At 69.5% G+C, this 26,116-nt stretch carries 21 protein-coding genes and 1 pseudogene; 10 read left to right on the top strand and 12 right to left on the bottom strand.

Going from position 1 to position 26,116, the window contains the following annotated elements:
* Positions 1–10 precede the first annotated feature (10 nt).
* From trpC to trpA, 3 genes are read left to right on the top strand one after another with little or no spacing between them, the layout of a single operon-like run.
* A complete protein-coding gene (gene trpC, locus AB0B14_RS10455) occupies positions 11–814 on the top strand; it encodes an indole-3-glycerol phosphate synthase TrpC (protein ID WP_357071258.1) in 804 nt (267 codons plus the stop codon).
* Positions 811–2,094, top strand: coding sequence for a tryptophan synthase subunit beta (gene trpB, locus AB0B14_RS10450; protein WP_357071263.1), 1,284 nt, complete (start codon positions 811–813; stop codon positions 2,092–2,094). The genes trpC and trpB overlap by 4 nt, the downstream gene beginning before the upstream one ends.
* A 22-nt stretch (positions 2,095–2,116) precedes the next feature.
* On the top strand, positions 2,117–2,923 hold the full coding sequence (trpA, locus tag AB0B14_RS10445; protein WP_357071588.1) for a tryptophan synthase subunit alpha: 807 nt from the start codon (positions 2,117–2,119) through the stop codon (positions 2,921–2,923).
* A gap of 142 nt (positions 2,924–3,065) precedes the next feature.
* Here the strand turns inward: trpA and trpD are convergent, their stop codons facing one another.
* Positions 3,066–4,151: an anthranilate phosphoribosyltransferase gene (gene trpD / locus AB0B14_RS10440; protein ID WP_357522258.1), complete on the bottom strand. Its 1,086-nt coding sequence runs from the start codon at positions 4,149–4,151 to the stop codon at positions 3,066–3,068.
* Between the two features lie 110 nt (positions 4,152–4,261).
* Between trpD and AB0B14_RS10435 the strand changes: the two genes are divergently transcribed.
* On the top strand, positions 4,262–5,683 hold the full coding sequence (locus AB0B14_RS10435) for a PLP-dependent aminotransferase family protein (protein ID WP_357522257.1): 1,422 nt from the start codon (positions 4,262–4,264) through the stop codon (positions 5,681–5,683).
* Between the two features lie 17 nt (positions 5,684–5,700).
* Here the strand turns inward: AB0B14_RS10435 and AB0B14_RS10430 are convergent, their stop codons facing one another.
* On the bottom strand, positions 5,701–6,279 hold the full coding sequence (locus AB0B14_RS10430; protein ID WP_357071272.1) for an aminodeoxychorismate/anthranilate synthase component II: 579 nt from the start codon (positions 6,277–6,279) through the stop codon (positions 5,701–5,703).
* Positions 6,276–7,799: an anthranilate synthase component I family protein gene (locus AB0B14_RS10425; RefSeq protein WP_357522256.1), complete on the bottom strand. Its 1,524-nt coding sequence runs from the start codon at positions 7,797–7,799 to the stop codon at positions 6,276–6,278. Before AB0B14_RS10425 ends, AB0B14_RS10430 begins: the two co-directional genes overlap by 4 nt.
* Before the next feature lie 266 nt (positions 7,800–8,065).
* Between AB0B14_RS10425 and AB0B14_RS10420 the strand changes: the two genes are divergently transcribed.
* Both AB0B14_RS10420 and AB0B14_RS10415 read left to right on the top strand, forming a co-directional pair.
* Positions 8,066–9,499, top strand: a complete 1,434-nt coding sequence (locus tag AB0B14_RS10420; RefSeq protein ID WP_357522292.1) for a class II 3-deoxy-7-phosphoheptulonate synthase — start codon at positions 8,066–8,068, stop codon at positions 9,497–9,499.
* 135 nt (positions 9,500–9,634) lie between these two features.
* Positions 9,635–10,096, top strand: a complete 462-nt coding sequence (locus AB0B14_RS10415; protein ID WP_357071278.1) for an SRPBCC domain-containing protein — start codon at positions 9,635–9,637, stop codon at positions 10,094–10,096.
* Between the two features lie 368 nt (positions 10,097–10,464).
* On the opposite strand, the pseudogene AB0B14_RS10410 reads toward AB0B14_RS10415, so the two are convergent.
* The 5 genes and pseudogenes from AB0B14_RS10410 to AB0B14_RS10390 all read right to left on the bottom strand — a co-directional run.
* Positions 10,465–10,587, bottom strand: a pseudogene (locus AB0B14_RS10410) (GrpB family protein); the annotation flags it as partial.
* A 2-nt stretch (positions 10,588–10,589) separates the two neighbouring features.
* Positions 10,590–14,240, bottom strand: coding sequence for an NACHT domain-containing protein (locus AB0B14_RS10405; protein WP_357522255.1), 3,651 nt, complete (start codon positions 14,238–14,240; stop codon positions 10,590–10,592).
* A gap of 133 nt (positions 14,241–14,373) precedes the next feature.
* Positions 14,374–15,771, bottom strand: a complete 1,398-nt coding sequence (lpdA, locus tag AB0B14_RS10400; protein ID WP_357522254.1) for a dihydrolipoyl dehydrogenase — start codon at positions 15,769–15,771, stop codon at positions 14,374–14,376.
* Between the two features lie 156 nt (positions 15,772–15,927).
* Entirely contained in the window at positions 15,928–16,326 is a 399-nt protein-coding gene (locus tag AB0B14_RS10395) for a nuclear transport factor 2 family protein (RefSeq protein ID WP_357522253.1), read from the bottom strand.
* A gap of 92 nt (positions 16,327–16,418) precedes the next feature.
* Positions 16,419–17,222 (bottom strand): hypothetical protein, encoded by an 804-nt coding sequence (locus AB0B14_RS10390; RefSeq protein ID WP_357522252.1) that lies wholly within the window; start codon positions 17,220–17,222, stop codon positions 16,419–16,421.
* Between the two features lie 352 nt (positions 17,223–17,574).
* On the opposite strand from AB0B14_RS10390, the gene AB0B14_RS10385 reads away from it, so the two are divergent.
* The gene (locus AB0B14_RS10385) at positions 17,575–20,274 is read left to right on the top strand and encodes a ricin-type beta-trefoil lectin domain protein (protein WP_357522251.1); all 2,700 of its coding nucleotides are present in this window, start codon (positions 17,575–17,577) and stop codon (positions 20,272–20,274) included.
* Positions 20,275–20,318: 44 nt separating this feature from the next.
* Here AB0B14_RS10385 and AB0B14_RS10380 read toward each other — a convergent pair whose 3' ends face one another.
* A complete protein-coding gene (locus AB0B14_RS10380; RefSeq protein ID WP_357522250.1) occupies positions 20,319–21,506 on the bottom strand; it encodes a DUF1996 domain-containing protein in 1,188 nt (395 codons plus the stop codon).
* A 343-nt stretch (positions 21,507–21,849) separates the two neighbouring features.
* On the opposite strand from AB0B14_RS10380, the gene AB0B14_RS10375 reads away from it, so the two are divergent.
* Together AB0B14_RS10375 and AB0B14_RS10370 are read left to right on the top strand one after the other, a co-directional pair.
* Complete coding sequence (locus tag AB0B14_RS10375) at positions 21,850–22,146, top strand: DUF6582 domain-containing protein (RefSeq protein ID WP_357071300.1); 297 nt, start codon at positions 21,850–21,852, stop codon at positions 22,144–22,146.
* A gap of 57 nt (positions 22,147–22,203) precedes the next feature.
* Positions 22,204–23,412, top strand: a complete 1,209-nt coding sequence (locus tag AB0B14_RS10370) for an FUSC family protein (RefSeq protein ID WP_357522249.1) — start codon at positions 22,204–22,206, stop codon at positions 23,410–23,412.
* Between the two features lie 22 nt (positions 23,413–23,434).
* Here AB0B14_RS10370 and AB0B14_RS10365 read toward each other — a convergent pair whose 3' ends face one another.
* The 3 genes from AB0B14_RS10365 to AB0B14_RS10355 form a co-directional block, all read right to left on the bottom strand.
* Complete coding sequence (locus tag AB0B14_RS10365) at positions 23,435–23,518, bottom strand: hypothetical protein (protein WP_357522291.1); 84 nt, start codon at positions 23,516–23,518, stop codon at positions 23,435–23,437.
* A gap of 75 nt (positions 23,519–23,593) precedes the next feature.
* Complete coding sequence (locus tag AB0B14_RS10360; protein WP_357522248.1) at positions 23,594–23,716, bottom strand: hypothetical protein; 123 nt, start codon at positions 23,714–23,716, stop codon at positions 23,594–23,596.
* Position 23,717: 1 nt separating this feature from the next.
* A complete protein-coding gene (locus AB0B14_RS10355; protein ID WP_357522247.1) occupies positions 23,718–24,143 on the bottom strand; it encodes a VOC family protein in 426 nt (141 codons plus the stop codon).
* Here AB0B14_RS10355 and AB0B14_RS10350 point away from each other — a divergent pair.
* Complete coding sequence (locus AB0B14_RS10350) at positions 24,043–26,109, top strand: glycoside hydrolase family 15 protein (RefSeq protein ID WP_357522246.1); 2,067 nt, start codon at positions 24,043–24,045, stop codon at positions 26,107–26,109. The genes AB0B14_RS10355 and AB0B14_RS10350 overlap by 101 nt on opposite strands.
* The last annotated feature ends 7 nt before the right edge of the window (positions 26,110–26,116 follow it).

Genomic DNA, 26,116 nt, shown 5'->3' with positions numbered 1-26,116 from the left:
AGGTGTCCCGATGAGCGTGTTGCAGGAGATCGTCCGCGGGGTGCGCGCTGATCTGGCGGAACGGGAGGCGCTCGTCGAACTGGCCGACCTCCAGGCGGCGGCAGCCACTGCCGCCCCGCCGCTGGACGTGGTGGCCGCGCTGCGCGGCGACGCGGTACGGGTGATCGCCGAGATCAAGCGGCGCAGCCCGGCCAGGGGCCCGCTGGCCGCGATCGAGGACCCGGCCGGGCTCGCCGAGGCGTACGTGGCCGGGGGCGCCGCCGCGGTGAGCGTACTCACCGAACCGCGCCGGTTCGGTGGTTCCCTGGCGGACCTGAGCGCGGTCCGTGCCGCGGTGCGGGTGCCGGTGCTCCGCAAGGACTTCATCGTCTCGCCCTACCAGCTCTGGGAGGCTCGAGCCCACGGGGCCGACCTGGTGCTGTTGATCGTCGCCGCGCTCGGCCAGGCCGAGTTGGAGTCGCTGCTGCGGCAGGCGACCGAGCTGGGCATGACCACCCTCGTCGAGGCGCACGACGCCGAAGAGGTGCGCCGGGCGGTCGACGCCGGCGCGCGGGTGGTCGGCATCAACGCTCGGGACCTCAACACACTGCGGGTCGACCGGGGCGTGTTCGCGACGATGGCCGCCCTGGTGCCCGACGACGTGGTCCGGGTCGCCGAGTCGGGGGTGCGGGTTCCGGCCGATGTCAGTGCCTACCGAGAAGCTGGTGCGGCGGCCGTGCTGGTCGGTGAGACGCTGGTGACCAGCGCGGATCCACGCGGGTCGGTCGCCGCTCTGGTGGCGGCGGGCCAGCGTCCGGCGGGAGTGGCCCGATGACCCCGCCGTGGGCGGCGCCGCCGCAGGCGTACGTGGCGCTGGTGGCCGAGGCGCTCGACGGCGCTGACCTGTCCGACGGCGGGGACGGCCACTTCGGCCGGTTCGGTGGGCAGTTCATGCCGGAGGCGCTGATGGGGGCGCTGGCCGAGGTGGCCGAGGCGTATCACCAGGCCCGTAAGGATCCGGAGTTCCACGCCGAGTTCGCAGCGCTGTTGACCGGCTTCGCGGGGCGGCCGAGTCCGCTGACCGAGGCGCCCCGGTTCGCCGAGGGCGTCGGCGCGCGGATCCTGCTCAAGCGCGAGGATCTCAATCACACCGGCTCGCACAAGATCAACAACGTGTTGGGCCAGGCGCTGCTGACCCGCCAAATGGGCAAGAGCCGGGTGATCGCCGAGACCGGTGCCGGCCAGCACGGCGTCGCGACCGCCACCGCGGCGGCACTGTTCGGCCTCGAGTGCGTCGTCTACATGGGCGAGGAGGACATCCGCCGGCAGGCGCTCAACGTCGCCCGGATGCGGGTGCTCGGCGCGCAGGTCGTTCCGGTGTCGGTGGGTAGCCGTACGCTCAAGGATGCCCTGAACGAGGCCATCCGGGACTGGGTGACCAACGTGGACACCACCCACTACGTCCTCGGCACGGCGGCGGGCCCGCACCCGTTCCCGGCACTGGTCCGCGACTTCCACCGGGTGATCGGGCTGGAAGCTCGCGCCCAGGTGGCCGCCCTCGGTCTGGCCCCACCGACGGCCGTGGCGGCGTGCGTCGGTGGTGGCTCGAACGCGATCGGCGCGTTCCACGCGTTTGTGCCCGACAGCCGGGTGCGCCTGTACGGCTTCGAGGCCGGAGGTCGCGGCGTGACGACCGACCGGCACGCGGCCTCGATCACCGGAGGCTCGGTGGGCGTGCTGCACGGCGCTCGCACCTACCTGCTCCAGGACCGGTACGGACAGACCAGGGAGAGCCACTCCATCTCCGCGGGGCTGGACTACCCGGCGGTCGGCCCGGAACACGCCTGGCTGCACGACACCGGCCGGGTGCGGTATGAGCCGGTGGACGACGACGAGGCGATGCGGGCCTTCGCGCGGCTGAGCCGTACCGAGGGCATCATCCCGGCGATCGAGTCGGCGCACGCGCTGGCCGGGGCGCTCCGGATAGCGCCCACGCTGCCCACCGGTCCGAACGACGCCCAACCGGTGATCGTCGTCTGCCTCTCCGGACGAGGGGACAAGGACATGCACACCGCCATCGAGCACCTGGGGCTGGAAGGGGACGATCGTGGGTGACGCAGACACGTCGGAGACCAGGCTGAGCCGTGTCCTGCGTAGCGCACGGGCGGCCGGGCGGGGAGCGCTGATCGGCTATCTACCGGTCGGGTTTCCCACCGTCGCCGACTCGATAGCGGCCATGGAGGCGATGGTCGCCGCGGGCGTCGACGTGATCGAGGTCGGTCTGCCCTACAGCGACCCGGTCATGGACGGGCCGGTCATCCAACATGCCGTGGATGTCGCACTGGCTAACGGAACTGTCACGCCGCATGTCTTCGAGGCCGTCGAGGCGATCACCGCCGCCGGAGCGGCCGCGGTCTGCATGACCTACTGGAACCCGGTCGAGCGCTACGGCGTCGACCGGTTCTCCGAGGAACTGGCCGCCGCCGGCGGCTGCGGGCTGATCATCCCGGATCTCATTCCCGAGGAGGCGGACCGTAGCGGCTGGACCGCGGCAAGCGACGCCCACCAGCTCGACCGGATCTACCTGGTCGCCCAGTCCTCGACCACCGAGCGGCTCAGCCGGACGGCAACGGCCAGCCGGGGCTTCGTCTACGCGGCGGCGTTGATGGGTGTCACCGGCACCGGCGGCGCCAAGGCGGAGGCGGCGCAACGGCTCGTCGGCCGGGTGCGAGCGGTCAGCGACCTACCCGTCTGCGTCGGGCTGGGGGTGTCCACCGGGGAGCAGGCGGCCCGAATCGCCGCCTACGCCGACGGCGTGATCGTGGGCGCCGGTTTCGTCCGCCAGCTGATCGACAACAAGGACCAGGCCGCCCGGCTCGACGCGGTCCGTGGCTTCGCCGCGCTGCTGGCCGACAGTATCCGGGATGCTCGTGTGCCCGCTTGACCTGCTGGCAGGACCGACCGCCGACGCCCGGCGGTCGGTCCTGCCGCTGTACCCGGTCGGGGTCGGCATCCGACCGTGCCGGCAGCTCGGCTCTGCCCGTCCGGCCGCCGGCCCCTTCCGGAACCCGTCCCGCCCGGCTTACCTACAGCGCGGCGACGGTGCCGTCCGGAGCCCGCACGGCGCTCCTGGCCAGCGCACCGCCGACCTCCCGCCAGCGATCGAGCAGCCGACGGGCGGCACCGGAGTCGATGGCCTCCGCGGCGAGCCGTACACCGGTCGCCAGCCGGGCGGTGACCGACTCGTCGGTCGGTCGGGCCGCCGCGATCCCGGCCGCCGCCGCGAGGAGCACCGCATCGCGTACCGGGCCGGCCGCACCGGCCAGCACCTCGCCCACGACCCGCGCGCTGTCCTGTGGCCCGGTGGTGCGCAGCGCCGCCAACGGGGAGTAGCCGATACCGATCTCGCGAGGATCGAAGACCTCCTCGCGCACCGTCCGGTCCTGCACCGACCAGACCCGGGACGTCGTGGTCACGGTCAATTCGTCCAGCCCGTCGTCGCCACGGAACACCAGTGCGCTTGCGCCGCCACCGGCCAACACCCGGGCGACCAGTGGGGCGGCCCGCACGTCGGCGACGCCGACTGCGTGGGCGGACGGGCGGGCCGGATTGGACAGGGGCCCGAGCAGATTGAACACGGTGGGGACTCCCAGCTCCCGGCGGACGGGGGCGGCGTGCCGCATCGCCGGATGGAACACGGGCGCGAAACAGAACCCGATGCCCACCTGATCGACCAGGGTGGCCACGTCGGCGGCCGAGAGCGGCAGGGGCACCCCGAGGTGTTCCAGGACATCGGCGGAGCCGCTCGACGACGACACCGACCGGTTGCCGTGCTTGACCACCCGGAGCCCGGCGCCGGCGACGACGATCGACGCCATCGTGGATATGTTCACGGTCTGGGCGCCATCCCCGCCGGTGCCGACGATGTCGACGGTCGGGCCCGCGACGGTCACCGGCACCGCGTGCGCGTACATCGCCCGCAGCAGCCCCTCGACCTCGGCGGCGGTCTCACCCTTGGCGCGCAACGCCACGAGGAAGGCGGCCAGCCGGGCCGGCCCGACCGCACCCCGCATGACTTCGTCCATCGCCCACTCGGTGTCGGTCGCGGTCAGATCCTCACGCCGCAGCAGGGCGCTCAACAGCACGGCCCAGCGCCGATCGGTCTCGGTCATCGCTTCCCCTCTCAGATCCTCCTGCCCACTGTCGGATCGGAGGTCGCGCCGTGCCAGACCACCCCGACGTCGAACGGCCGGTCCACTTCGCGCGTCGAGGGAGTGGTGTGATGACCTGGCGGCTGTTCATCCACGTCGACCGAAGCTCCGGCACCCCGTTGACCGCGCAGATCCACGACGCCATCCAGCGTGAGATCACCGCCGGGTCGCTGCGGCCGGCCACCCGACTGCCGTCCAGCCGGCAACTCGCCGCCGACCTGGAGGTTTCCCGCAGTGTCGTGGTGGAGGCGTACGACCGGCTGATAGCCGAGGGCTACCTGGAGGCGGTACGGGGCTCGGGCACCCGCGTCGCCCGGCACATCACGCCGGTATCGGCCCGGCCCGAGCCGGTGGAGCATGCCGCGGCGCAGCTCGTCCGGTTCGACCTCCGGCCGGATGCGAGCAACGCGGTCCATTTCCCGCACCGCGACTGGCTGGCCGCGTACGACCGGGCGATCCGGTCGGTCCGCCTGCCCGACCTGGACCGGCCGCCCCCCTTCGGCGTCCCGGCACTGCGCACGGAACTCGCGGGCTATCTGGGCCGGGTCGTCGGGGTCCGTGCCTGCCCCGGGCAGACACTTGTCACCGCGGGCTTCTCGGCGGCGCTGCGACTGTTGAGCATCTCGCTGCGCCGCATCGGGATCGACCAGCTCGGCGTGGAGGACCCGGGTCACCCTCGGCACCGGGACATCGCCGCCCGGTTCGGCCAGCGACTGTACCCGGTGCCCGTCGACGCCAGCGGGATCAACGTGCGGGCGCTCGCCCGCAGCGGGGTGCGGGCGGTGCTGACGACGCCCGCCCACCAGTTCCCGACCGGGGTCACGATGACCCGGGATCGCCGGGACCAGTTGCTGCGCTGGGCACACGACACCGGCGCGTGGATCATCGAGCTGGACCATGACGGTGATCTGTGGATGGAACCCCGGCCCCGGCCCCTGGCCCTGCAACGCGAGTCGCCCGACCGGGTCATCTACGCCGGCACGGCCAGCACGATCCTTGGCCCGGGGCTGCGGGTGGGCTGGCTGTGCGTCCCGCCCACCCTGTCGTCCGTCCTCGACCGGGTCGGCTCGGAACGTGAGTTCGCCGGCGACAGCCTGACCCAGTTGGCCTTCGCCGAGTTCATCCGCAGCGGGCTACTGGACCGCCACGCCCGACGTATGCGGGCCCGCTGCCGGGCCCGACGCGAAGCGCTCACCCAGGCCGTCGGCCGTCACCTGCCCGAGGCCCGCATGAGCGGGTCGGCGGCCGGGCTGTACGCGTACCTGAGACTGCCCGCGCACATCGACGAGGCCGCGTTGGTGAACGGCGCGGCCCGACGCTCGGTGCTGGTCGCCGGCGGCCGGTCCTGCGCCACGGCGGAGCCCTCGCCGACCGCGGCTCTGGTAGTCGGGTACGCCGCTCTGCCCAGGTCGGGGTTGTTCGAGGCGATCCGGCTTGTGGGGGAGACGGCCGCGGAGCTGTCCGGCCGGCCCTGCCTGCGCCACAGCGCCTGACGGGCCGGCCGGATCGCTCAGACCGCCGCCACCGAGGCAGTCAGGAAGTTCTCCAGCAGGCGCATGCCGTCGACGGTGGTGATGCTCTCCGGGTGGAACTGGATGCCCTCGACCGGAAAATGCCGGTGCCGCAAACCCATGACGAACCCGTCGTCGGTGGAGTGAGCGGTCGCCTCCAGCACCGCTGGCAGCGGCTCGCCGACCACCAGCGAGTGGTAACGGGTGGCGACCATGTCCGGCGCCAGGCCGGTGAAGACGCCGCGCCCGTCGTGCCGGACGACGCTGGTGCGACCGTGCATCGGCCGGCCGGAGACCCGCACCTCCGCGCCGAAGGCCATCCCGATGGCCTGGTGACCGAGGCACACCCCGAGCACTGGCACCCGGTCGGCGAAGAGCCGTACCAGTTCCACGTGACCCGAGTCGGCCGGGTGTCCGGGGCCGGGCCCGAGAACCACCGCGTCCGGCCCCCAGGCGAGCAGGTCGGCCTCCGACAGCGTCTTCGACCGTACGGTCTCGGCGTGCACGCCGAGATCCCGCAGGTATTGCTGGATGATGTGCACGAAGCTGTCGTAGGCGTCGATGAGAAGCACCTTCACGGCTTCAGTTCCTCTCCGGTCAGGGCCCAGTAGGCGGCGGACATCTTGTGCAGGGTCTCGGCCCATTCGCCCTCGGGGTCGGACTGGGCCACGATCCCGGCCGAACTCTGGGTCGAGTACCGGCTGCCGTCGAAGCGGACGGTGCGGATGCAGAGCGCCAGCTCGCTCCAGCCGCGCGCGTCGACCAGACCGACCGCGCCCGCGTAGCTGCCCCGATCGTCCCGCTCGATCTCGCTGATGATCTCCATGGCCCGCAGTTTCGGCGCACCGGTCATCGTGCCCGCGGGAAAGGTCGCCCGCAGCGCCGCCCAGAGGTCCGTGGCCGGATCCATCCGGGCCGAGACGGTCGACACCAGGTGGAAGACGTGGGAGAAGGCCTCCACCGCCATCAGCCGGTCGACGGCCAGGCTGCGCGGTCGGGCGACACGACTGACGTCGTTGCGACACAGGTCGACCAGCATGATGTGCTCTGCCCGTTCCTTCGTGCTGGCGAGCAGCGCCCGCACGCGTTCGTCGTTCCCCTGCCCGTCTGGGTCGCGGCGGGTGGTGCCGGCGATCGGCCGCATCACCAGCAGGTCCCCCTCGGTGCGGAACAGCAGCTCCGGGCTGGCACCGATCAGGGTGGAGTCGGCGTGCGGCAGGAGGTACATGTGCGGCGAGGGATTGCGCCACCGCAGCCGCCGGTACACCTCGAGTGGGGTCAGCGACGTACGCACGTCGATCCGGTGGCCGATCTGGATCTGGTAGATGTCACCGACGTGGATGTGCTCCAGGCAGCGTCGCACCCAGCCGAGGAACGTCTCCCGGTCGACGTTGTCGCTGACCTCGTCGGGGGGCGGCGCCGCCGGCACCGCCACCGACAGCCCGGCCGACTCCGGAACCGGTGGTACGTCCGGGAGGGCGGGGAAGCACGGGTTGTCGCCGCGCAGGTGCCGGACCCGGCCGGTGCGGGCATCGAACCAGACCGACTGCTGGAACAGGGTCAGCGTCAGATCCGGGACGTCGCCCTCGGGCCGGGGAGGCAGGTCCTCCATGTGCCAGGCGGCGCCGTAGCCGGCGGTGAGGAGGAAACCGAAGGCGTACGCGTGCGGCGGCTCGTCGGTCACCACGTCGAAGAGGCGTTGGGTGTGGCGCAGCAGCTCCCAGACGCTTTCCGACCGGTCGAACCTCCACCGGTCGGGCCCGTCGGTGCGCAACCCGAGTCCGGCGGCCAACCGCCGCAGCGCTTCCACGATGCCGGTCACCCCGTCGAACTCCAGGTGTTCCGGGTGTAGCCGTATCTGCGCGAGACGCCCCCAGCCGACCACCGAACCCTGTCGTTGTGGCTCCGACCCGGAGAGGTTCTCCAGCAGGAACACCTGGTGACTGCCGAGGCTGGCGGCAAGGGAGGCGTAGAGCTCCAACGGATCGCGCGAGGCCAACTCCGTCGAACGTACCGCGACCCGCATCCTCGGGTGCTCAAGCAGGCCCTGCGACGTCACGGCGTCGCGATCTGTCCGGGCAGCCTCATTCGTCGGCATCACATCCCCCTTCGCCGCTGCCAGCCAAGCAGGTGGCACCGGGGGACCCCAGACCATTCGCCGGTCCGTGTACCGGTCCACTTCGCCCTCGCGGTGTCCGTCGTGGTGGCGAATTCCCAGGCCGCGGAGGTACGCGGACGTTCTTGCCGGGCCACTCAAGTGGCCCCTACGGGTTTGACGGGGCTGGGTCCGCCGGGCCTACGCTCAGCCTGGCCGGTCCATGACCCGTCTCACCAGACCATGCTCTGCCGATGCGGAAGGCTGCCATGACCAGCGCTCTGCTCGCTCCTGTGCACCACGCCCCTACCGCCACCACCACCCGGGCGGCCGATCATTGGCGCGGCCGACCGGTCGCCCAGGCACCGGACTGGCCGGACCGGGACCTGCTGGACCGGGTGGTCGGCCAGCTCAGTACCGCGTCAACCCTGGTGTCACCGCAGGAGTGTGACGAGTTGACGACCCGGCTGGCGCAGGTCGCCCGGGGTGAGGCATTCCTGCTCCAGGGTGGTGACTGCGCCGAGACGTTCGTAGGCACCTCGTCGCTGGCAATCCGCCGAAAGCTGGAAACCCTGCTCCAAATGGCGGTGGTCCTCACATACGCCGGCTCACTGCCGGTCGTCAAGGTCGGGCGGATGGCCGGGCAGTTCGCCAAACCACGGTCGACGCCGACGGAGACCCGCGACGGCGTGACCCTGCCGGCCTACCGTGGCGACGCGGTCAACGGCATCGGGTTCACCGCCGAGGCCCGCAGGCCCGACCCGCGCCGCCTGCACGAGATGTACCAGGCGTCGGCGGCGACTCTCGCGATCATCCGGGCCTTCCTGACCGGCGGGTACGCCGACCTGCGTCAGGTGCACGCCTGGAACCAGGACTTCGTCGCTCGCTCGCCCGTCGGCCAACGCTACGAGCGCCTCGCCGACGACATCGATCGGGCGCTGCGCTTCGTCCAGGCCTGCAACATGGACCTGTCCGGTAGCCGCAGGGTCGACCTGTACACCAGCCACGAGGGTCTGTTGCTCGACTACGAGGAGGCACTGACCCGAACGGATCCCCGCAGCGGCCGCCGGTACGCCGGCAGCGGTCATCTGCTGTGGCTGGGCGAGCGCACCCGGCAGCTCGACGGCGCCCACCTGGCATATCTGACCACGATCGACAACCCCATCGCGGTCAAGCTGGGGCCGAGCACCACACCCGAAGAGGTGGTCGCCTACGTCGAACTGCTCGACCCGCACCGCCGGCCCGGCCGACTGACCTTCATCGCGCGGATGGGCGCCGAGCTCGTCCGTGACCGGCTTCCGGCGCTGGTCGAGGCGGCCGGTTCCGCCGGTGGCGAGGTCATCTGGGTCAGCGACCCGATGCACGGCAACACGATCACGGCGCCGAGCGGGCACAAGACCCGACGCTTCGACGACATAGTCGACGAGGTGACGGGCTTCTTCGAGGTACACGCCGCGTTGGGCACCCACCCCGGGGGCCTGCACATCGAGCTGACCGGCGACGACGTGGCCGAGTGCGTCGGCGGCGGGGAACCGGTCGCCTTCGACGACCTGCACGCCGGTTACGAGTCGGCGTGCGACCCCCGGCTGAACCGCAGCCAGTCGATCGAGTTGTCCTTCCGTACCGCGGAACTGCTGCACACCAACTTCCGGGCGGCCCGGGCCGTCGCCCCCACGAGCACCGAACCGTCCCGGCCGTCCTGAAGCGCCGGGCGGGTGTCGAGAGGCACGCGGACGGCGGCACCCGCCGTCCGGCGGCATGAGGAAGCCGGCGCGGACCGGGCCTGGTGGGCGCAGGCGCGGAGCAATTCTCAAGCGTCGAGAAACTAGGATCCGACCATGGCTAGGACGGACACGGCTTCCCGAGTGATCATGGCTCCGGCCGACCGTGTGTACGCGGCACTCGTTGACCCCGAAGCGCTGACGATCTGGTTGCCACCCGAGGGCATGAGCGCCCGATTCGAGCGGTTCGACGCCAGGCCGGGCGGATCCTACCGGCTTGTGCTGACCTATGCCGACGCCTCGACCGCACCGGGCAAGAGCACCGCGGACTCGGACGTGGTGGAGGCCTCCTTCGTCGACATCGTCCCTGGTGTACGGGTGGTGCAGGCCGTCGACTTCGTCTCCGAGGACCCGGCCCACTCGGGCACGATGACGATGACGTGGACGGTCACGGAGGTGGAGCAGGGCACACGCGTGGAGTTCCAGGCGGACAACGTCCCGGTCGGTATCTCCGCCGGCGACCACGCCGCTGGCATGACCTCCTCACTCGCCAACCTGGCAGCGCATCTCGAGACGTGACCTGACGATCGGACGGCGGCGGATGTGGATGCGGTGCGAGCCGGCTAACGGGCAGCCAGTCCTCGACAGTCGACGCCGCGCGGGGACCAGCCGGTGGCGGCAGCCCATTCCTCCGCTGCGGTCACTGCCAACCGCCGGGTCGAAGCCCAACCTGGAGCCGGTGACGATGTTCGACCGACCACGTCTACCCGAACGGTTCCCCGCTGCTCGACGAGCAACGACCATCTCTCCGCCATCCTTTGCTCTGCACCCGCGGAGGCGCCAGCTACGGACCGTGAGTGTCGCCTCCGCGGGTGCAGAGCAAAGGAGCTGCAGGGGGTGTGGTGGGCGGGAACCGGTTCATCGAACGCGACTACGGCGGCGTCGAGGTCGGCGACGCTGACCTGCAGGTCGAACACCGGCTTGGCTGCCATGCCGTGGATCGAGGTGCTGCCGATGGATCCACCCGCCGTGCCACAGGTGCCAGAACAGCCTGCAGGCTGAGAAAGCACGGCTATTCGACGATCGCACCGTTGCGGGCGAGGTGGTCGCGGACGGCCTGCGGCAGGCCTGTGGCTTCCCGGAAGATCGCACCACGGACCTTGGTGCTCAGGTTCGCCGTGGCGACCTCAGCGCAGGTATCCAGGTCATAGGCGCTGAGGCCGCCATAGGCGTCGGCGACGACCAGAAGGCCCCGGTCGGTGAAGGTGAAGCTCGTGGCATGACGGTCGGGGTCGATCTCCAGGATCGGCCGGGCAGGCTCGTCGACGCGGAACACGCGTACGCCGCCGGCGTACGGGACGGCGGCGGCGCTGCCGTCCCGGCTCAGCTTGAACGCGCGCAGGCTGCGAGCCGGGTAGTCGAGGCTCCGGTTGTAGGGTTTCGCGGACGCGTCCAAGAAGTCGATCAGGCGCAGGCTGCCCGTGTCGACGTCGAGCAGCATCAGGCGCAGACCGTCGTCGCTGATTGTTATCACGCCGACGCCACTCGCACCGTAGAGCTGAATGTTGTCCGCGTCGGCCGTGCGGACCCGCAGGGTGCGGTGCGGTTCGTAGCGAAGGTCTCCGCCCGCGCCGACGAGCAGCTCGAAGACTTCGACCTCGGATGTCGGAACGGTCTCGTCCTGGTCGACGCTCAGCACGTTGAGGCCGAACACCCGACCGACCCCGTTCACCTCGAATGTCATATTGGCCGCGTCAAGGAGAACCTCGGCGGTCAACACGTCCGTGTCGATGTCGCGCAGAGTAAGCAACTCGCCGTTCTCGTGCTGGAGCAACTCCAGCAGATAGTGCTTTTCGCCGATCTGCCACGCGTCGCCGGTGGACCCGCGGATCGGATGGGGCGACACCGTGCCGGTCGCCGGATCGTGTATCACGCTGGCGAGCCGCGACGCCGTCGTGTCGTCCCCGTAGACGACAAGCGTCTTGCCGTCGTCGAACATCACGCCGCCGTCGACCTTGCCCGGAGCTTTCAAGATCAGCTCGGGAGCGCCGGCCAGCGTCCACAGGTAGATCCGGTTGTCCCGAGTGAGGCAGACGACCGGCAGGTCGTCGCGGCTGCCGAGGGAATTCACGGCGCCGCGCTCGACGCCGAGGTAGTCGGCAGTGGCAAAACGGGCGCCGGTCAGGTCTGCGCCAGCCAGGTCCACGTCCTCCAGGTCGGCGTACTCGAACCTGGCTCCGCGCAGCGAGCACCCGGCCAGGCTCATCCCCGCGTCAAACCGATCCAGCTGCGCCGCCCGCAGGTCGACGCCGTCGAGCTGTCGCCCGCGCAGCGCGTTCGGGTCGATCCGGGCAATGATTTCGATGAGGTTCGCGCCCAGCAGACCCTCGTTGTTGTCGGACAGTTCCGCGGTGCACCGCAGGTACTCGACAAGCGACTCGATCGGGTTCGTGGTCAGCATCGGGCTCATCAGGTCGAAGACGGCGGGAGTTTCGACACTGAAAGCGGAGTCGGCGAGCTGCTGGAGGCCCTCCGGGCGCCATCCGATCGCGGCGGCGCGCTCGTCAGCCGGGATGGACGGCAGCTCGGACCAGGTGAACCTCGGCTCGCCCGTAGGCCGTGCCGACCCGATCAGGGTCATGAAGTCCTCGTTCATCACGCCGAGCTTGGCCGCCATCCGGTACGCGGCGAAAAACTCGAGCAGGGAGCGATGGGCCGGGGAGTAGTCGCCCTCCGAGTTCCGGACCAGCATGGTCTGCCCGAGCATGTCGTAGTGCCAGTGGTCCAGGTCGCGCTGTTCCTGGACAGCGGGACCAAAGCACGCACGGATGTGGTCGGGAATCGCACGGTAGTTGATGCTGAGGATCGACTCCTTGAGCATGTACGCGGACAGCTCGCACAGGAAGTAGACCTTGTCGGCCAGCGACGTGAACGTACGCTCGGCCCGAATGTCAGCATCGATCTTGTGTTGCACCGCGTACAGGTAGACGCGGGAGATGTCGACCTTCGCACCGCGCTCGATGGCCGGCAGCGCGGAAAGCACGAGGTCAGCCATGACCGGGCGCCGGATGAGGTCGACCAGGTCCTGATTCTGCAGGATGACGTCCTTCGCGGGACCGCTCGTCAGCTTGTCGAGCAGTTCGTCCACCTGGTCGTCGTCGAATGGCTCAAGCTCGACCACCTCGAACTGCGGCGGCTCGCCGGTCAGGGCCTGCGTCGAGGCGGCCAGCCGGGCGCTGAGCACGTCGCGGCCCTCGCGCGCCTCGGGGAAGTGTTCGGTGCGGCAGGTGAGCAACACCTTCGAACCGGGAACGACGGCCCGGGCCAGCTCCCAAAAGTTGTTGATCATCGCCTGGCGGTCGACCCGGGCGGCCATCTCGTCGAAGCCATCGAAGATCAGCAGCAGTCGACCCATCCGGTTCAACGCCTCGAAGACGCCGTAGCCGCCGGGCAGGATCTCGTGCTTGCGGAAGAAGAACTCGCTGAACAGCGACTCAAGGCTGACCGCCTTGGCGTAGTCGCGCAGCGGGATCACCAGCGGCAGGCGCGGCCGTTTGCGGCCGGAGGCCTTGGCCGCCCGCCACTCCTGCGCGACGGTCCAGGCGAAGTGAAGGCTGAACCAGCTCTTGCCCATGCCGAATTCGCCGAGGATCGACAGGTGCTCCTTGGTGTCGTCGTCCAACCAGGACCGCACGTATTCGCCAAGCCCGCCCTCGCGCCACGAGTAGACGCTTCGCGCGGCGATCCGACCGCTGCCCCGGTCGGGCTCGTCCTTCACACAGGACGGTGGCACGAACCGCTCGTCGATCTGGCGGTCGCGGACCTCGCGCTCAAGCCATTTCAGGTACGGCTCGAAGTCGGCGCTCTCGTCGATCAACTCGTCGAGGGTGTAGCAGTAGACCTGTTCGAGCTGCTCGTCGACAGCGCGGGCGGCCTTGCTGATCCGCTGCGGCACGACCACCCAGCCCTCGGACGCGTGGTGGGCCGTCACCAACTCGGCAGCTCGGGTGACGTCCGGGGCACTGAGCTCGCCACTCTTGCCGAGGACGACAGCGGTGTCGTACCCACGGCGGGCTGGCACCCGCACCAGCCAGACGAACTCCGCCGGGCCGGACTCGACCTCCCGCAGAATGCGGTATTCCACCGCGGCGAACCACTCGCGCAACTCGTTGGCCAGGTGCCGGATCGAGGTGATCGCCCCGCCCTCCTGCCGCAGGATCTCCTCGCGGGTGCCCATCCGGTCAATTCGCCTGATCAGCCCGGCGAGGGTCTCCTGGATGTCGTTGACGCCGAGCTCCATCCTGGTCTCGGCGGCGGTGCGGGTGCGGTCGACCAGCCGGTTGAAGACTATCGAGAAGCCGGTGACCTCACGGGCCAGGTTGTAGTCGAGACGGCCGAGCGCGCCGGTCTCCTCATTCCACTGGAGGATCTCGGCGACCTCGCGGTCGAGGTGAGCTGGGTCGCCGGTCACGAAGGACCGCTCGAACGCCTCGCGCACGTACTGGTTCTGGAACAGCCGGAGTACCGGTTCTGGCTTGCCGTAGCAGTACTCGACCACGGTGTAGGTGTAGACGCCCGCGAAGTCAGGCGGTGGCGCGTCCGGCGCCATGCCCAGCTTGTGCAGGACCGCGACCACGCCCTCCTGGCGCTTCAGCTTGTCGGTCGCGGGCTTGGCGATGGCGCCCAAGACCCGTAACGCCGTGGATAGCTCCGCTCCAGACATGACTGCCTTGTATCACGCCGCCCCGCCAGACGTAAGCGAGGGACGCAATGCCGATCCATCAATCTGCGGGTTCGGGATGCGAGTGCTCGGCGGTACGCCGACGATCAGGGCGCCGACCGCAGGAAGCTCGGTGCTACATGTTGATCATGTGGCCGGCCAGGCCGTGAATGGCCTCCTTGACGGCCTCGCCGAGGGTCGGGTGGGCGTGGATGTTGCGGGCCACCTCGGTGACGCGCAGCTCCCACTGCCGGGCCAGGGTTAGCTCGGGTAGCAGCTCGGTCACATCGGGACCGATCAGGTGGGCGCCGAGCAGCTCGCCGGTGGCGTCGTCGCTGAGGATCTTGACGAAGCCGCTGGAGTCGCCCAGGCCGTGGGCCTTGCCGTTGGCCGTGAAGGGGAACTTCGCCGCGTTCACGGTGTAGCCGAGCTTGCGGGCCTCCTCCTCGGTGTAGCCGAAGCTGGCGACCTGCGGCTGGCAGTAGGTGGCCCGCGGGACCATGGCGTAGTCGATCTCCATGGTCTCGGCGCCGGCGATCGTCTCGGCCGCCACGATGCCCATGGCCTCGGCGTTGTGGGCGAGCATGAGCTTGGCGGTGACGTCGCCGATGGCGTAGACGTTCGGCACGTTCGTGCGGCAGCGGCCGTCCACCGCGATCGCGCTCCGGGGGGTCAGCTCGACGCCCAGCTCGTCCAGGCCGTACCCGTCGACGTTGGGCGTGAAGCCGATGGCCTGGAGAACCCTGTCGGCCTCGATGACCTGCTGCTCACCACCACGGGACACGGTGACCCGCACCTCGGCGCCGGTCTCCTCGATCTGCTCCACCCGCGTGCCGGTGAACACGTCCACGCCCAGCCGCCGGTAGTGCCGCTGCAGCTCGGCCGACACCTCCGGGTCCTCCAGCGGGAGCATCCGATCGAGGAACTCGACGATGGTCACCTGCACGCCGTAGTTCTGCAACACGTACGCGAACTCGACCCCGATGGCACCCGCGCCCGCGATGACGATTCGCTCGGGAAGCTCGGCACTCAGGATCTGCTCCTCGTACGTCACCACGCGCTCGCTGAGCTGGGTGCCGGGCAGCAGCCGCGGGGTGGCGCCGGTGGCGATGATGCAGTGCCGGAACGACACCGCCCGGCTGCCGTCCGGACCATCGACGCGCAGCGTGTCAGCTCCGGTGAACGTGCCCCGGCCGTTGATCTCGGTGATGCCGTTCTTTTTCATCAAGTAGTGCACGCCTTTGACTCGGCCGTCGGCGACCTTGCGGCTGCGCGCGTGCGCGGCTCCGAAATCGAAGGTCACCTCGCCGGTCGAGCTGATGCCGAATGTCTTGGCCTCGCGCGTGAACAGGTGGGCCAGCTCGGCATTGCGGAGAAGCGCCTTCGACGGAATGCAACCCACGTTGAGGCAGACGCCGCCCCAGTATTTATCTTCCACGACCGCCGTGCGCAAACCGAGTTGAGCAGCACGGATGGCGGCCACGTAGCCACCGGGACCGGCGCCGAGCACCACGACGTCGAATTCGTCAGCCATCCGCAGATCCTAACCACACGCACGGCGCTGGCGTGAGTCGCGCTTATGTGACGAAGAACTGTTCTCGTAGAACCGGATCCCCGGGTCGAGTCGCGGGTGTGGAGATTGACCAACCCGGCGTCGAACACACGTCCTGGAGTGCGGTGCTGCCTCTCGTCAGGTGAACAGGCCGGCCGGCGGCGAGTGGTGGCCCTCGCGCACGTGCGAGTAGTCGCGGGCCTCGGCGACGAGGCCCGCCTCGTCGAAACGCAGCACGGTGCATCCGGAGATGGTCAGGGGCTGGTCCTTGAGGTGGACCACCGCCCAGTACTCCACGGTTGCGGCATCGCCGTCGACCCGTGGCTCGCCGAAGAACACCTGGGCGGGTCGGGACTCCTCGGCGAAGGCTTCCGCCAGGTAGGCCCGGAGGCCGGCTCGGCCCCGGTACGGGCGGAACAGGGAGGCCCAGTGGTCGCCGTCCTCCCGTTGCAGGGCGACGATCGCGTCGACGTCCCGGGTCGGCCAGGCGTCGGCCCAGGTCGTGGCCCAGCGGCGGGCCGCCGTGTGTGTCCGCATGGTGGTGTCCTCCGCTGCTGCCGCGTCTCGGGTCAGCCCAGTTCGTACCACCGACCCCTGACGCTCGCGCGGCCCGCGTCGCGGCTCCTCGGCTAGCGCGGTGGCGAGACGTACAGCCCGGTGTTGCACCCCGTCTCGCCCGGTGCCAGCCAGATCGGGTCGTACGCCGGTGCTTCGATGGCTCCGCCGGGCGTCCGGACCAGCAGGAGGCACTGCCGCTCGGGGGGCACGCTCAGCACGGCGACGAGGGCATTCTCGTGGGTGGTCGTGTCGACGGTGACGTGCCGCTCCGGGAAGGCGGCTCGCACGGCGCCCGCGAGGGTGTCGGGCGTGGCGGTACGCAGCGCCGCCGCGAGCCGGTCGCGCGCGTCGGCGGGCATCGCCGGGTACGGCTTGGCGACGGGCACCAGAGGCATCCGCACGGAGGGGCAGTCGATCTCTTCGGATGAGGTGTTGCGGCCGAGCTTCAGCAGGTAGCGATAGCACCGTGTGGCCTGGCCGGCGGAGTGCCCGGGGTTGCCGAAGGGCCCTCCGGGGTCTTCGTCCACTGTCACCACGAACCGGACGTCGATGGTGGCCTGCTCGTCGCCGAACGTGCGGCCGGACCAGGCCAGCGGCTCACGTCGGACCTTCGACGTGCCGTCTTCGGGGGGGTCGAGGACTTCGGTCGCGGCGATGTACTCGGCGTCCCGCACCCAGTCGCGATGGCCGAGTTCCTCGTCGAGGCGCTTCGCCTCGGCCGCGGCGTGGTCCCGTGCCATCGAGGTGCCGTCGCCGTACTCCGCGCATCCGGTCGACACCAGGCAGAGCGCCAGCACGGCGCAGACCAGCGGCGTGGAGCCGAGCCGTCGCCGGGTGCCGGAGGGTCGTCGACCGAGTCGGTGCGGATGAGCCATGGCGTCGAGCATGCCGGCCGACGGCGGTGGCGGGATGAGTGCTCGTACTCAGCCCGCTGGGCAGCGCGCTCCTTCGTCGCGGATTCATCGGACGATGCCGGTGACGCCGGGGGCGGGGCTCGGGCGTTCTGCCCGGTACGAGCGTCTTTGCGCATTGACCACTCTTAATTGACTGTTGCAGTCGTCACACGTTCGACATACAGTCCCTGGGAGAGCTTCGTAGCGATTGGAAAAAGAGTGCGGTCGGGCGACAGCAGCCCCTCCGCCAGTCCTTAGTGGCATCGCTGTTCCGTGCTCGTCGCTCGATACCCACATTCGGCATCCCGTCGACGGCAAGTGAAAGGAACAGCACGTGAAATCAGCAATATCCACCGCTCGAACGTCATTGTTGGCGCTCGCGGTCTTCGTCTCCGCCGCAGTGCCGGCCGTGTTGACGAATCAGCTACCGGCCTCGGCCGCGGTGCAGGCGACCTACTATGTCGCCCCGGACGGCAACGACACCAACGCGGGGACGCTCGAATCCCCATTCAAGACCCTGCAACGCGCACGGGATGTCGTTCGTACGGTGAATACGAACATGACCGGCGACATCGACGTGTTGCTGCGCGGTGGGAGTTATCCGATCAGCAGCACCGTCGAGTTCGGCACGAGCGACTCGGGCACCAACGGGTTCCGGGTCAGCTATGGCGCGTACCCCGGTGAGAAGCCGGTCCTCGACGGTGGTGTCCAGGTGACCGGGTGGACCCAGCACAGCGGCAACATCTGGAAGGCGCCACTGGACCGCGCCAACAAGCTGCGGGCGCTGTACGTCAATGACAAGCGAGCCGTGATGGCGTCGAAGACGATCAGCTCGGGCGGGTGCTACGGGACGTACAACATCACCGCGAACCAGGCCGCGTGGGCCTGGGAGTCGGGCTCGCAGTGCGACGGCGCCAAATACAGCCTGAACGATTTCCCCGCCGTCGCCCGCAACCAGGACGACATCGAGATCGAGACGGGGACGACCTGGACCACGGCCATCGTGGGTGTCCGCCAGGTGACCACGAGTTCCGACGGCGCGAACCGGGTCGCCCTGTTCCAGCAGCCGGGTGCGGCGATCGCCCAGGGCTCGTTCAACGGCAACGCCCAGGTGGGCGGCACCCACAAGCTCATGAACGCCTACGAGTTCCTGGACGCGCCGGGCGAGTTCTTCTTCGACAAGGGCACCAAGACGGTCTATTACTACAAGGCCACTGCCGACAACATGTCGACCGCGACGGTCTACGCGCCGAACAACGTCACCACCGTGCTGCGGGTCGCCGGCACCTCGACCAGCAGCCACGCCCGCAACATCACGTTCTCCGGCCTGACCGTGCAGCACTCCGACTGGAACCTGTTCAACGTCGCCGGCGCGTCCTTCAAGCAGGCGCAGCAGGGCAACCTCGGCGCCCAGGTGTACGCGAAGGGCAACTTCCACGTCTACCACTACCGCAACGTGGACGTCGTTCCCGGCATTCTCCAGGTGCAGAACGCCGACGGGATCCTCCTGCAACGCAACCGGATCCAGCACACCGGTGCCGACGGGATCAGCATGGTCAACGACGTGCAGGGCTCGCAGTTGATCGGCAACTCCACGAACGACATCGCCGGCTCCGCGATCCTGGTGGGCCATCCCCAGCACGTCTACATCGGAGACGGCACGTCGACCAACCGCGAGAAGTACTCCGCGCAGGTCGAGGGGCTGCCGAAGAACATCGACATCAAGAACAACTATCTCTACGACAGTGCCGTCCTGTTCAACGGGCACAGCGCCATCTCGGCCTACTTCGCGGACACCCTCACCATCCAGCACAACCGGATCGAGAAGACTCCGTGGTCGGGCATCACCCTCGGCTGGGGCTGGTGGAACTTCGACGGGTCATCGGGCTCGATCGTGCCCAACCGACCCACTACGACGGCGCGAAACAACAACATCAGCTACAACCACATCATCGACACGGTGCAGCGCCTCAGTGACACGGCCCCCATCTACACCCTCGGCAGCCAGCCCGGGACGATGATCACCAACAACTATCTCCAGGGCGTGCCGTCGGGCCACAAGTACGGGCTGCACCCGGACGAGGGATCGGCGTTCATCACGTTCCGCGACAACGTCCTGAGCATCGACAAGAACGTCACCTGGATGATCAATTCGGACGATTTCGGGCGCAAACACGATCTGAGCATCACGCAGATCTACGGCCCGATCAACAAGGTCTCGAACAAGAACCTGCCGAACAGCACGGTCGCCGACATCCTCGTCTCCGCCGACTATGTCTGGCCCGCGGCGGCCTACAGCATCGCCGCGAACTCCGGACTTGAGGACGCGTACCGGGACGTCGTTGCGGCGAGCACCTTCTCCGCGCCGAACTACGTGCTGCCGGCCAGCACGTTCGTCGCCAGTGCCACGGCGTCGATCCCGATCCGCAGCACCGGCGACGCCACCAAGTCGGTCTGGCTGGCTCCGTCCGGCACGACCACCTTCACCGCCGGGGCGACGATGACCAGGGCGACCGGCACCGCCACGTCCATCGCCGTGCCGACGACCCAGGGCGAGTACCGGCTCTACGTGGTCGACGCGCAGGGCAACCGTTCGGCGGAGTCGACCTTCATCGTCCGGCAACAGCAGGGCGGCGGCGGTACGGGCGTCGGGCAACTCGTGGGCGGCCAGTCCGGCCGCTGTGTCGAGGTGCCCAACTCCTCGACCACCAACGGCACCCAGACGCAACTCTGGGACTGCTCCACCGGCACCAACCAGCGGTGGACCCAGACCGCCAGCAAGCAGCTGACCGTGTACGGCAACAAGTGCCTGGACGCGTCCGGGGCCGGCACGGCCAACGGCACCGCGGTCATCATCTGGGACTGCCACGGCGGCACGAACCAGCAGTGGAACGTCAACACCAACGGCACCATCACGAACGCCCAGTCCGGGCTCTGCCTCGATGCCAACGGCGCTGCCACCGCCAACGGCACCAAGGTGATCCTCTGGTCGTGCAACGGCGGCGCGAACCAGCGGTGGACGCTGCGTAGCTGACCGATCAGACCCCGGGGCCAGGCCGACACGGGCCTGGCCCCGGGCTATTTCTGGTATCCGTAGTTGTCGCAGGTCCGGCGGCCGAGGACGCAGTTCTTGGTGCGCTTGTTCATGGTGGCGACGTCCCACATCACGAACGCGTCGCCGTGCATCGACGAGGCGCTCTTGCCCTCCTTGTCGGAGGAGAGGTAGTAGCCCGCCGGGGTGCCCTTCGCCGGGTACTGGATGTCGAAGGTGATCGCCGGAATCCGGACCGGATGGCTGGGCGGGCAGGCGTCGCCGCTGCCGTACGCCACATGGTCCTTGTGGTTGGGGCTGTCCAGGTGCTTGCCGTCCCAGCAGTCGGGGAACTGCATCATGAAGTGCAGCGTCGCGTCCCCTCCGCAGATGGGCCAGTTGCCGTTTGTGCTGCGGGCGACGCCGTCGAGATCCCCCGGGCCGTAGAAGGCGCAGTAGAACTGCCCGGTCGCGCCACGCGGGGTCGGCTTCTTCTTCTTGGCGTCGCCGGAGATCATGCGCAGGCCGTTGGGCAGCGGCATCTGGCCTGTCGAGTTCTTGGCGAGCGATCGGTAGTAGACCCGGAAGCCAGTGGTCTCGACCGGCTTGCCCGTCGCGTTGTCGTAGAGCGTGGGCACCCAGTAGGCGGAGTGGTCCTGCGCCGGCTTGCAGGAGGTGGCCGTGAACCTCGTCAGGTCACCGGCGGCGGTGTTCGCGTCGACGGCCTTGTTGCCGACGAAGGAGTGCATGTGTGAGGCGCCCGGTAGGCCAGGAGCGACGATCGGGTCATCCGGCAACCGGTGGCTGTACTGGCAGTCCGCGCGGAACTCCGGCAGGTTGCCCACACCGGCCGGGACCGGGTCGATCGTCAACGCCCGGTACGCGTCGGCCTGCGCCTTCCAGGCCGCGCGGTCGACGGGAATCCAGCCGGTGGCGGGGATCTTCGGCGCGGCGGCGGTGGACGGGGTCGCGGCGATCGGTGGGGTCGTGGAGGTCAATGGCGTCGCGACGGCCGACGCTGCCGCAGCGGACTCGGTGGGCCGGGCCGATGGAGACGGGTAATCCACGGCGTTGGCCGCGTTCGACGGCCTCGGCGGCACCCCGCCGTTGCCCAGGTATACGCCCCCGGCCGCGGCGGCGAGCAGCACCGCCGCTCCGGCGGCCACGCCGAGCTTGGTGCGGGCCGGCCACCCCGGCGGGCGATGACGTGACGGCGGCGGGCTCTCGTACGACACCTGGCACTCCCAACGAGCCGACATGAGGCTGACCCGAACGGCCACGGCCGCCGAATGGTAGGTGCCCGCCGCCCGTACTCGACAGTTCCTTAAACCTTCCTTAAAGTACGCGGACGCGGGTGTCCACACAGGTCGGTGCGTAGCGCCTGGCCACGGACGCGGAACGGTCGAATGTCGCGGATTACCGTTTCGCGGGGTGACATGTATCGCTCCGCGCCCAGGTGGCGGGGCACCCGCCGTCGAGGTCGACGGTGGGTGCTCCGCCCGCTCTGGTCGGGTTGGCGGGACCGGAAAATGTCCGCCGGAGAGGTGCTGGCGGACAGCGTGCGGGTAATGCGGGGTGATGAAGTCGACCTGGAAGCCCCACGAGAAGCACGGCGGCCTGTCGAGCAAGGACAAGCGCGAGCTGCCGGAGACCGTCTTCGCGTTCCCTCGTGAACGCAAGGAACCGATGACCGACGCGGGCCACGTCCGCAACGCCATCGCCCGCTTCGACCAGGTGCAGGGCGTCACCGACGAGGACCGGGACCTGGCCTTCCAGAACATCCTCGCCGCAGCCAAGCACTACGACGTCGAGGTCGCCGAGACGAACTGGCGCCAACTCGGCAAACTCCCGCACACACCCAATCCCGCCCACTGACCGGGTCACCCACCCGGTTTGCCGGATAGGTCCGCCGTCGGCGGGTAAGCGGCGCGAATGCCCGCGAAGCAGGAGCCCGTGGCCGACCTCGGCCCACAACCGAGCGGGGCGTCCCGCGCGGCGGCCGGCCTGCGTGAGCGGGTACGGCACGCACTGCGCGCCCGCGCCTGGCGGTTCCGCCTCTTCGGGCTGCTCGCCGTGCAGGCCGGCATCGCGGCGGCGCTCGCCTGGTTCGTGGGAGCCCAGTTCCTGGACAACCCCGCCCCGGTGCTGGCGCCCACCACCGCGGTCGGCATCGTGGCCGCCTCGATGGGCTCGCGCCTGCGGCGCACCGTCGAGCTGCTGGTCGGGGTGATTCTCGGCCTCGCCGTCGGTGACGCGCTCATGCCGCTGTTCGGCATCGGAGCCTGGCAGACCGGCGTGGTCGTCGTCTTGGCGATCGTCGTCGCCGTGCTGCTCAAGGGCGGCGGATCCCTGCTCACCCAGGCTGGCGGCACCGCGGTGCTCATCGCCACTCTGGAACCGCCGGTACGCGAACTGTCCGTGCCGCGCTTCGTCGACGCCGCGGTTGGCGGGCTGATCGGTCTGGCGGTCGGCCTGCTGCTGGTGCCCATCCACCCGCAGCGGACGGTGCAGCGGCTGGCCGAACCGGTCCTTGATCCGACCATCGACGCCCTGCACAACCTGGCCACGGCGCTGCGTCGCAGGGACCTTCGGGAGGTCGAGCAGAGTCTCAGCGGTCTGCGGGTTCTTGGATCGCGGATGACCGCGTTGGACGAAGGTCTCGGGGCTGCCCAGGAAGTGGTGCGACTGGCGCCACTACGGTGGCGCCAACGCAGATCCCTGGCCCGGTACACCGAGGCCGTCCGACATCTCGAGCGCAGCCTCTACGGCTGTCGGGCCGTCGCGAGGAGACTCGCCATGGCTCTCCGCGAGGATGAGCCGCTACCGGAGGAGTTCGCGGCGGCCATCGACCTGCTGGCCGACAGCGTGCAGACGCTGAAACGCACCACCTCCCGCGTGCGGGCGGAGCCGCGGGAGGCGCGCCAACAGATCCTGACCGCTGTCGAGTTGGTCGGGAAGGCGCAGGGGAAGGCCGCGCCGGATCCCACCCGTCCACACACCCACCGGCTGGGCTACTCGGGGATGATCGCCGCGGGTGAGTTTCGTACGGCCACCTACGACCTGCTCATCGCGAGCGGGTTGCACGCCGACGAGGCGGCAGCGTTACTGCGGCGGACGGTGGACCGGACCGCATGGAGCTGAGCCGGCCCACCGTCCGCCGTCACTACCCGGTCAGTCGCGCGACCTCCCGGGCCAGCACCTTCGCCCGGGTCTCCGGAGTGCGGGCCTTGAGCACCGGCAGGATCACGGCATACTGGGCGGATCGGCCGAGCCGCTCGAACGCGGCGTTCGCGCGGGATCGGCGGACAGCGCGGCCAGGAGGTCAGGCGGGGTGGTGGCGGTGCGCTGCCTTGGCGATCCGTAGCCACGCCTCGTCGCGTACCTCGTGCTGGGTGGCCAGCCACGCCTCCCACGCCGCCGCGTCGGGAAAGTCGAGCACCTCCACGTCAGCTGCCCTTCAGCGAGGCCAGGATCTCTTCGTAGTGCGGGTTCTTCATGACGCCCAGCACGTTGCCGAACGGGTCGACGACCGACGCGGTGATGAACCCCTCGTCCCCGTGCGGGGTGATCGGCTGGTACTCCGTGGCACCCAGCGCCAGCAGACGCTTGACTGTCGCGTCGAGGTCGTCGACGTACCAGTGCATGACCACGCCCCCGGGCCCCGTCGCGGCGTTGGGCGGGCCGAACTTGCGGTCGATGATGCCCAGCTCCGCCTGGTAGTCACCGATCCGGAACTCGGTGTAGGCCGGGCGTCCGTCGGGCCCCGGGCGCATGAAGTACGCCTCGACGCCGAGGAATTCCGCATACCACTTGGTGGCCGCCTCCACGTCGTCCGCCCAGATGTTGAGTGTGGCAAATCCTCGCAGGCTCATCAGGTGTCCTCTCCGCGATGTGTTCGGTGTCGACGCTAGCGACGATTGCGGAAGGTGCGGTTCCGCAATCGCGGGTGTAGGTCATCAATTCCCGGGTAGTCGCCGCCGTTGGCTCGACGAATGCGGGGGCAGCGTGGCGACGACCTACCCGGCGGTGGAGGAACACGGCCTGATCGGTGACCTGCAGACCGCGGCGCTGATCAGCACGGACGGCACTGTCGACTGGTTCTGTGCGCCGCGGTTCGACTCCCCGAGCGTTTTCGCCGCGCTGTTGGACCGCCACCGGGGCGGCCACTTCCAGCTGTCGCCCGACGGCGTCGACTACGCGAGCAAACAGCTCTACCTGCCCGGTACGCCGATCCTGATCACCCGCTTCCACAGCGCCGACGGCGTCGCGGAGCTGTTGGACTTCATGCCCGTCACCGGTGCCCGCGCCACCGAGCGGCACGTGCTGGTCCGGCTGGTCCGGATGGTCCGGGGGAGCATGCGGTTCCGCTTCGACTGCCGGCCCCGGTTCAACTACGGGCGCGATCCGTACACCCTTGAGGTGCACCCCGAGGGTGACGTCTTCCGGAGCCGGACGCTGACCCTCACCCTCGCTCCCTTCAAGAACGTGGAACGGGTGTTCAACGCCAGGGACATCCGGCGGGACGCCGACGGGGTGTCCGCGTCGTTCACCCTGCGGCAGGGCGACATCGGCGGGGTGGTCCTGGAGACCGCCTGCCCGCACGCGCCCCGGGCGCTCACCACCGACCAGGCGTGCGACCTGCTCGCCCAGACCCGCGACTACTGGCGGCGGTGGGTGGGTGGTTCCCGCTACACGGGTCGCTGGCGGGAGGTGGTCGAGCGGTCGGCGATCACGCTCAAACTGATGACGTACGCGCCGACCGGTGCCCTGGTCGCCGCACCCACCGCGGGTCTGCCGGAGCAGATCGGCGGGCAGCGCAACTGGGACTACCGCTACACCTGGGTCCGGGACGCGTCCTTCTCGGTGCACGCGCTGCTGCGCCTGGGCTTCACCGACGAGGCCCAGAAGTATCTGCTCTGGCTCGACGCGCGCATTCGTGCGGCCAGTGACGGTGACATTCCGCTGCAGGTCATGTACCGGATCGACGGCTCACCGGACCTGCCGGAGGAGGTGCTGGATCACCTGGAGGGGTACCGCGGCTCGGCCCCGGTGCGCATCGGAAACGGTGCGGCGGGCCAACTGCAACTCGACATCTACGGCGAGGCGCTCCTCTCGTTGGAACTTGCCGACCGCAACGGGCTGATCCCGCCGTACCAGGGTTGGCGTAAGACGGCCGGGTTGATGGACTGGCTCTGCGCGCACTGGGACCAACCCGAGGACGGCATCTGGGAGACCCGCTCCGGCCGGCAGGACTTCACCTACGGGCGGGTGTTGTCCTGGGTCGCACTCGACCGTGCCATCCGCATCGCGCACCGCCGAGGGCGCCCCGGTGACACCGCCCGCTGGGCCGCCGAACGCGACGCCATCTACGAGCAGGTCATGACCCGTGGGTTCAACCAGGAGCGGCAGGCGTTCGTGCAGCACTACCGGTCCGACATCCTGGACGCCTCGCTCCTGGCGATGCCCGGGCTGAACTTCATCTCACCGACCGACCCGATGTGGGAGTCGACGCTGCGGGCGATGGACACCGAACTGGTCTCCGACAGCCTGGTCTACCGCTACGACCCGAAGGCCTCGCCGGACGGCCTGGCCGGCACCGAGGGCACCTTCAACATGTGCACCTTCTGGTATGTCCAGGCGCTCGCCCAGGCCGGTCGGCTCGACGACGCACGGTTGACCTTCGAGAAGATGCTCACCTACAGCAACCCGCTCGGCCTCTACGCCGAGGAGATCTCCCCGTCGGGTGCGCAGATCGGCAACTTCCCGCAGGCGTTCAGCCACCTGTCCCTGATCAGCACGGCGACCCACCTCGACGACCTGCTCGGCGAGCAGTGCTGACCGCTCG

Origin of the sequence: Micromonospora sp. NPDC049171 (assembly GCF_040648275.1) — a bacterium.
In the GTDB taxonomy this organism is placed as follows: domain Bacteria; phylum Actinomycetota; class Actinomycetes; order Mycobacteriales; family Micromonosporaceae; genus Micromonospora.
This window is presented reverse-complemented; position numbering and strand designations above follow the sequence as displayed.

Excerpts from the sequence above, each read along its gene's own strand:
- trpC (WP_357071258.1), top strand. The coding sequence starts at position 11 with ATGAGCGTGTTGCAGGAGATCGTCCGCGGGGTGCGCGCTGATCTGGCG.
- trpB (WP_357071263.1), top strand. The coding sequence starts at position 811 with ATGACCCCGCCGTGGGCGGCGCCGCCGCAGGCGTACGTGGCGCTGGTG.
- trpD (WP_357522258.1), bottom strand. The coding sequence starts at position 4,151 with ATGACCGAGACCGATCGGCGCTGGGCCGTGCTGTTGAGCGCCCTGCTG.
- AB0B14_RS10435 (WP_357522257.1), top strand. The coding sequence starts at position 4,262 with ATGACCTGGCGGCTGTTCATCCACGTCGACCGAAGCTCCGGCACCCCG.
- AB0B14_RS10425 (WP_357522256.1), bottom strand. The coding sequence starts at position 7,799 with ATGCCGACGAATGAGGCTGCCCGGACAGATCGCGACGCCGTGACGTCG.
- AB0B14_RS10420 (WP_357522292.1), top strand. The coding sequence starts at position 8,066 with ATGACCAGCGCTCTGCTCGCTCCTGTGCACCACGCCCCTACCGCCACC.
- AB0B14_RS10415 (WP_357071278.1), top strand. The coding sequence starts at position 9,635 with ATGGCTAGGACGGACACGGCTTCCCGAGTGATCATGGCTCCGGCCGAC.
- AB0B14_RS10405 (WP_357522255.1), bottom strand. The coding sequence starts at position 14,240 with ATGTCTGGAGCGGAGCTATCCACGGCGTTACGGGTCTTGGGCGCCATC.
- lpdA (WP_357522254.1), bottom strand. The coding sequence starts at position 15,771 with ATGGCTGACGAATTCGACGTCGTGGTGCTCGGCGCCGGTCCCGGTGGC.
- AB0B14_RS10395 (WP_357522253.1), bottom strand. The coding sequence starts at position 16,326 with ATGCGGACACACACGGCGGCCCGCCGCTGGGCCACGACCTGGGCCGAC.
- AB0B14_RS10390 (WP_357522252.1), bottom strand. The coding sequence starts at position 17,222 with ATGGCTCATCCGCACCGACTCGGTCGACGACCCTCCGGCACCCGGCGA.
- AB0B14_RS10375 (WP_357071300.1), top strand. The coding sequence starts at position 21,850 with ATGAAGTCGACCTGGAAGCCCCACGAGAAGCACGGCGGCCTGTCGAGC.
- AB0B14_RS10370 (WP_357522249.1), top strand. The coding sequence starts at position 22,204 with ATGCCCGCGAAGCAGGAGCCCGTGGCCGACCTCGGCCCACAACCGAGC.
- AB0B14_RS10350 (WP_357522246.1), top strand. The coding sequence starts at position 24,043 with ATGAAGTACGCCTCGACGCCGAGGAATTCCGCATACCACTTGGTGGCC.
- AB0B14_RS10355 (WP_357522247.1), bottom strand. The coding sequence starts at position 24,143 with ATGAGCCTGCGAGGATTTGCCACACTCAACATCTGGGCGGACGACGTG.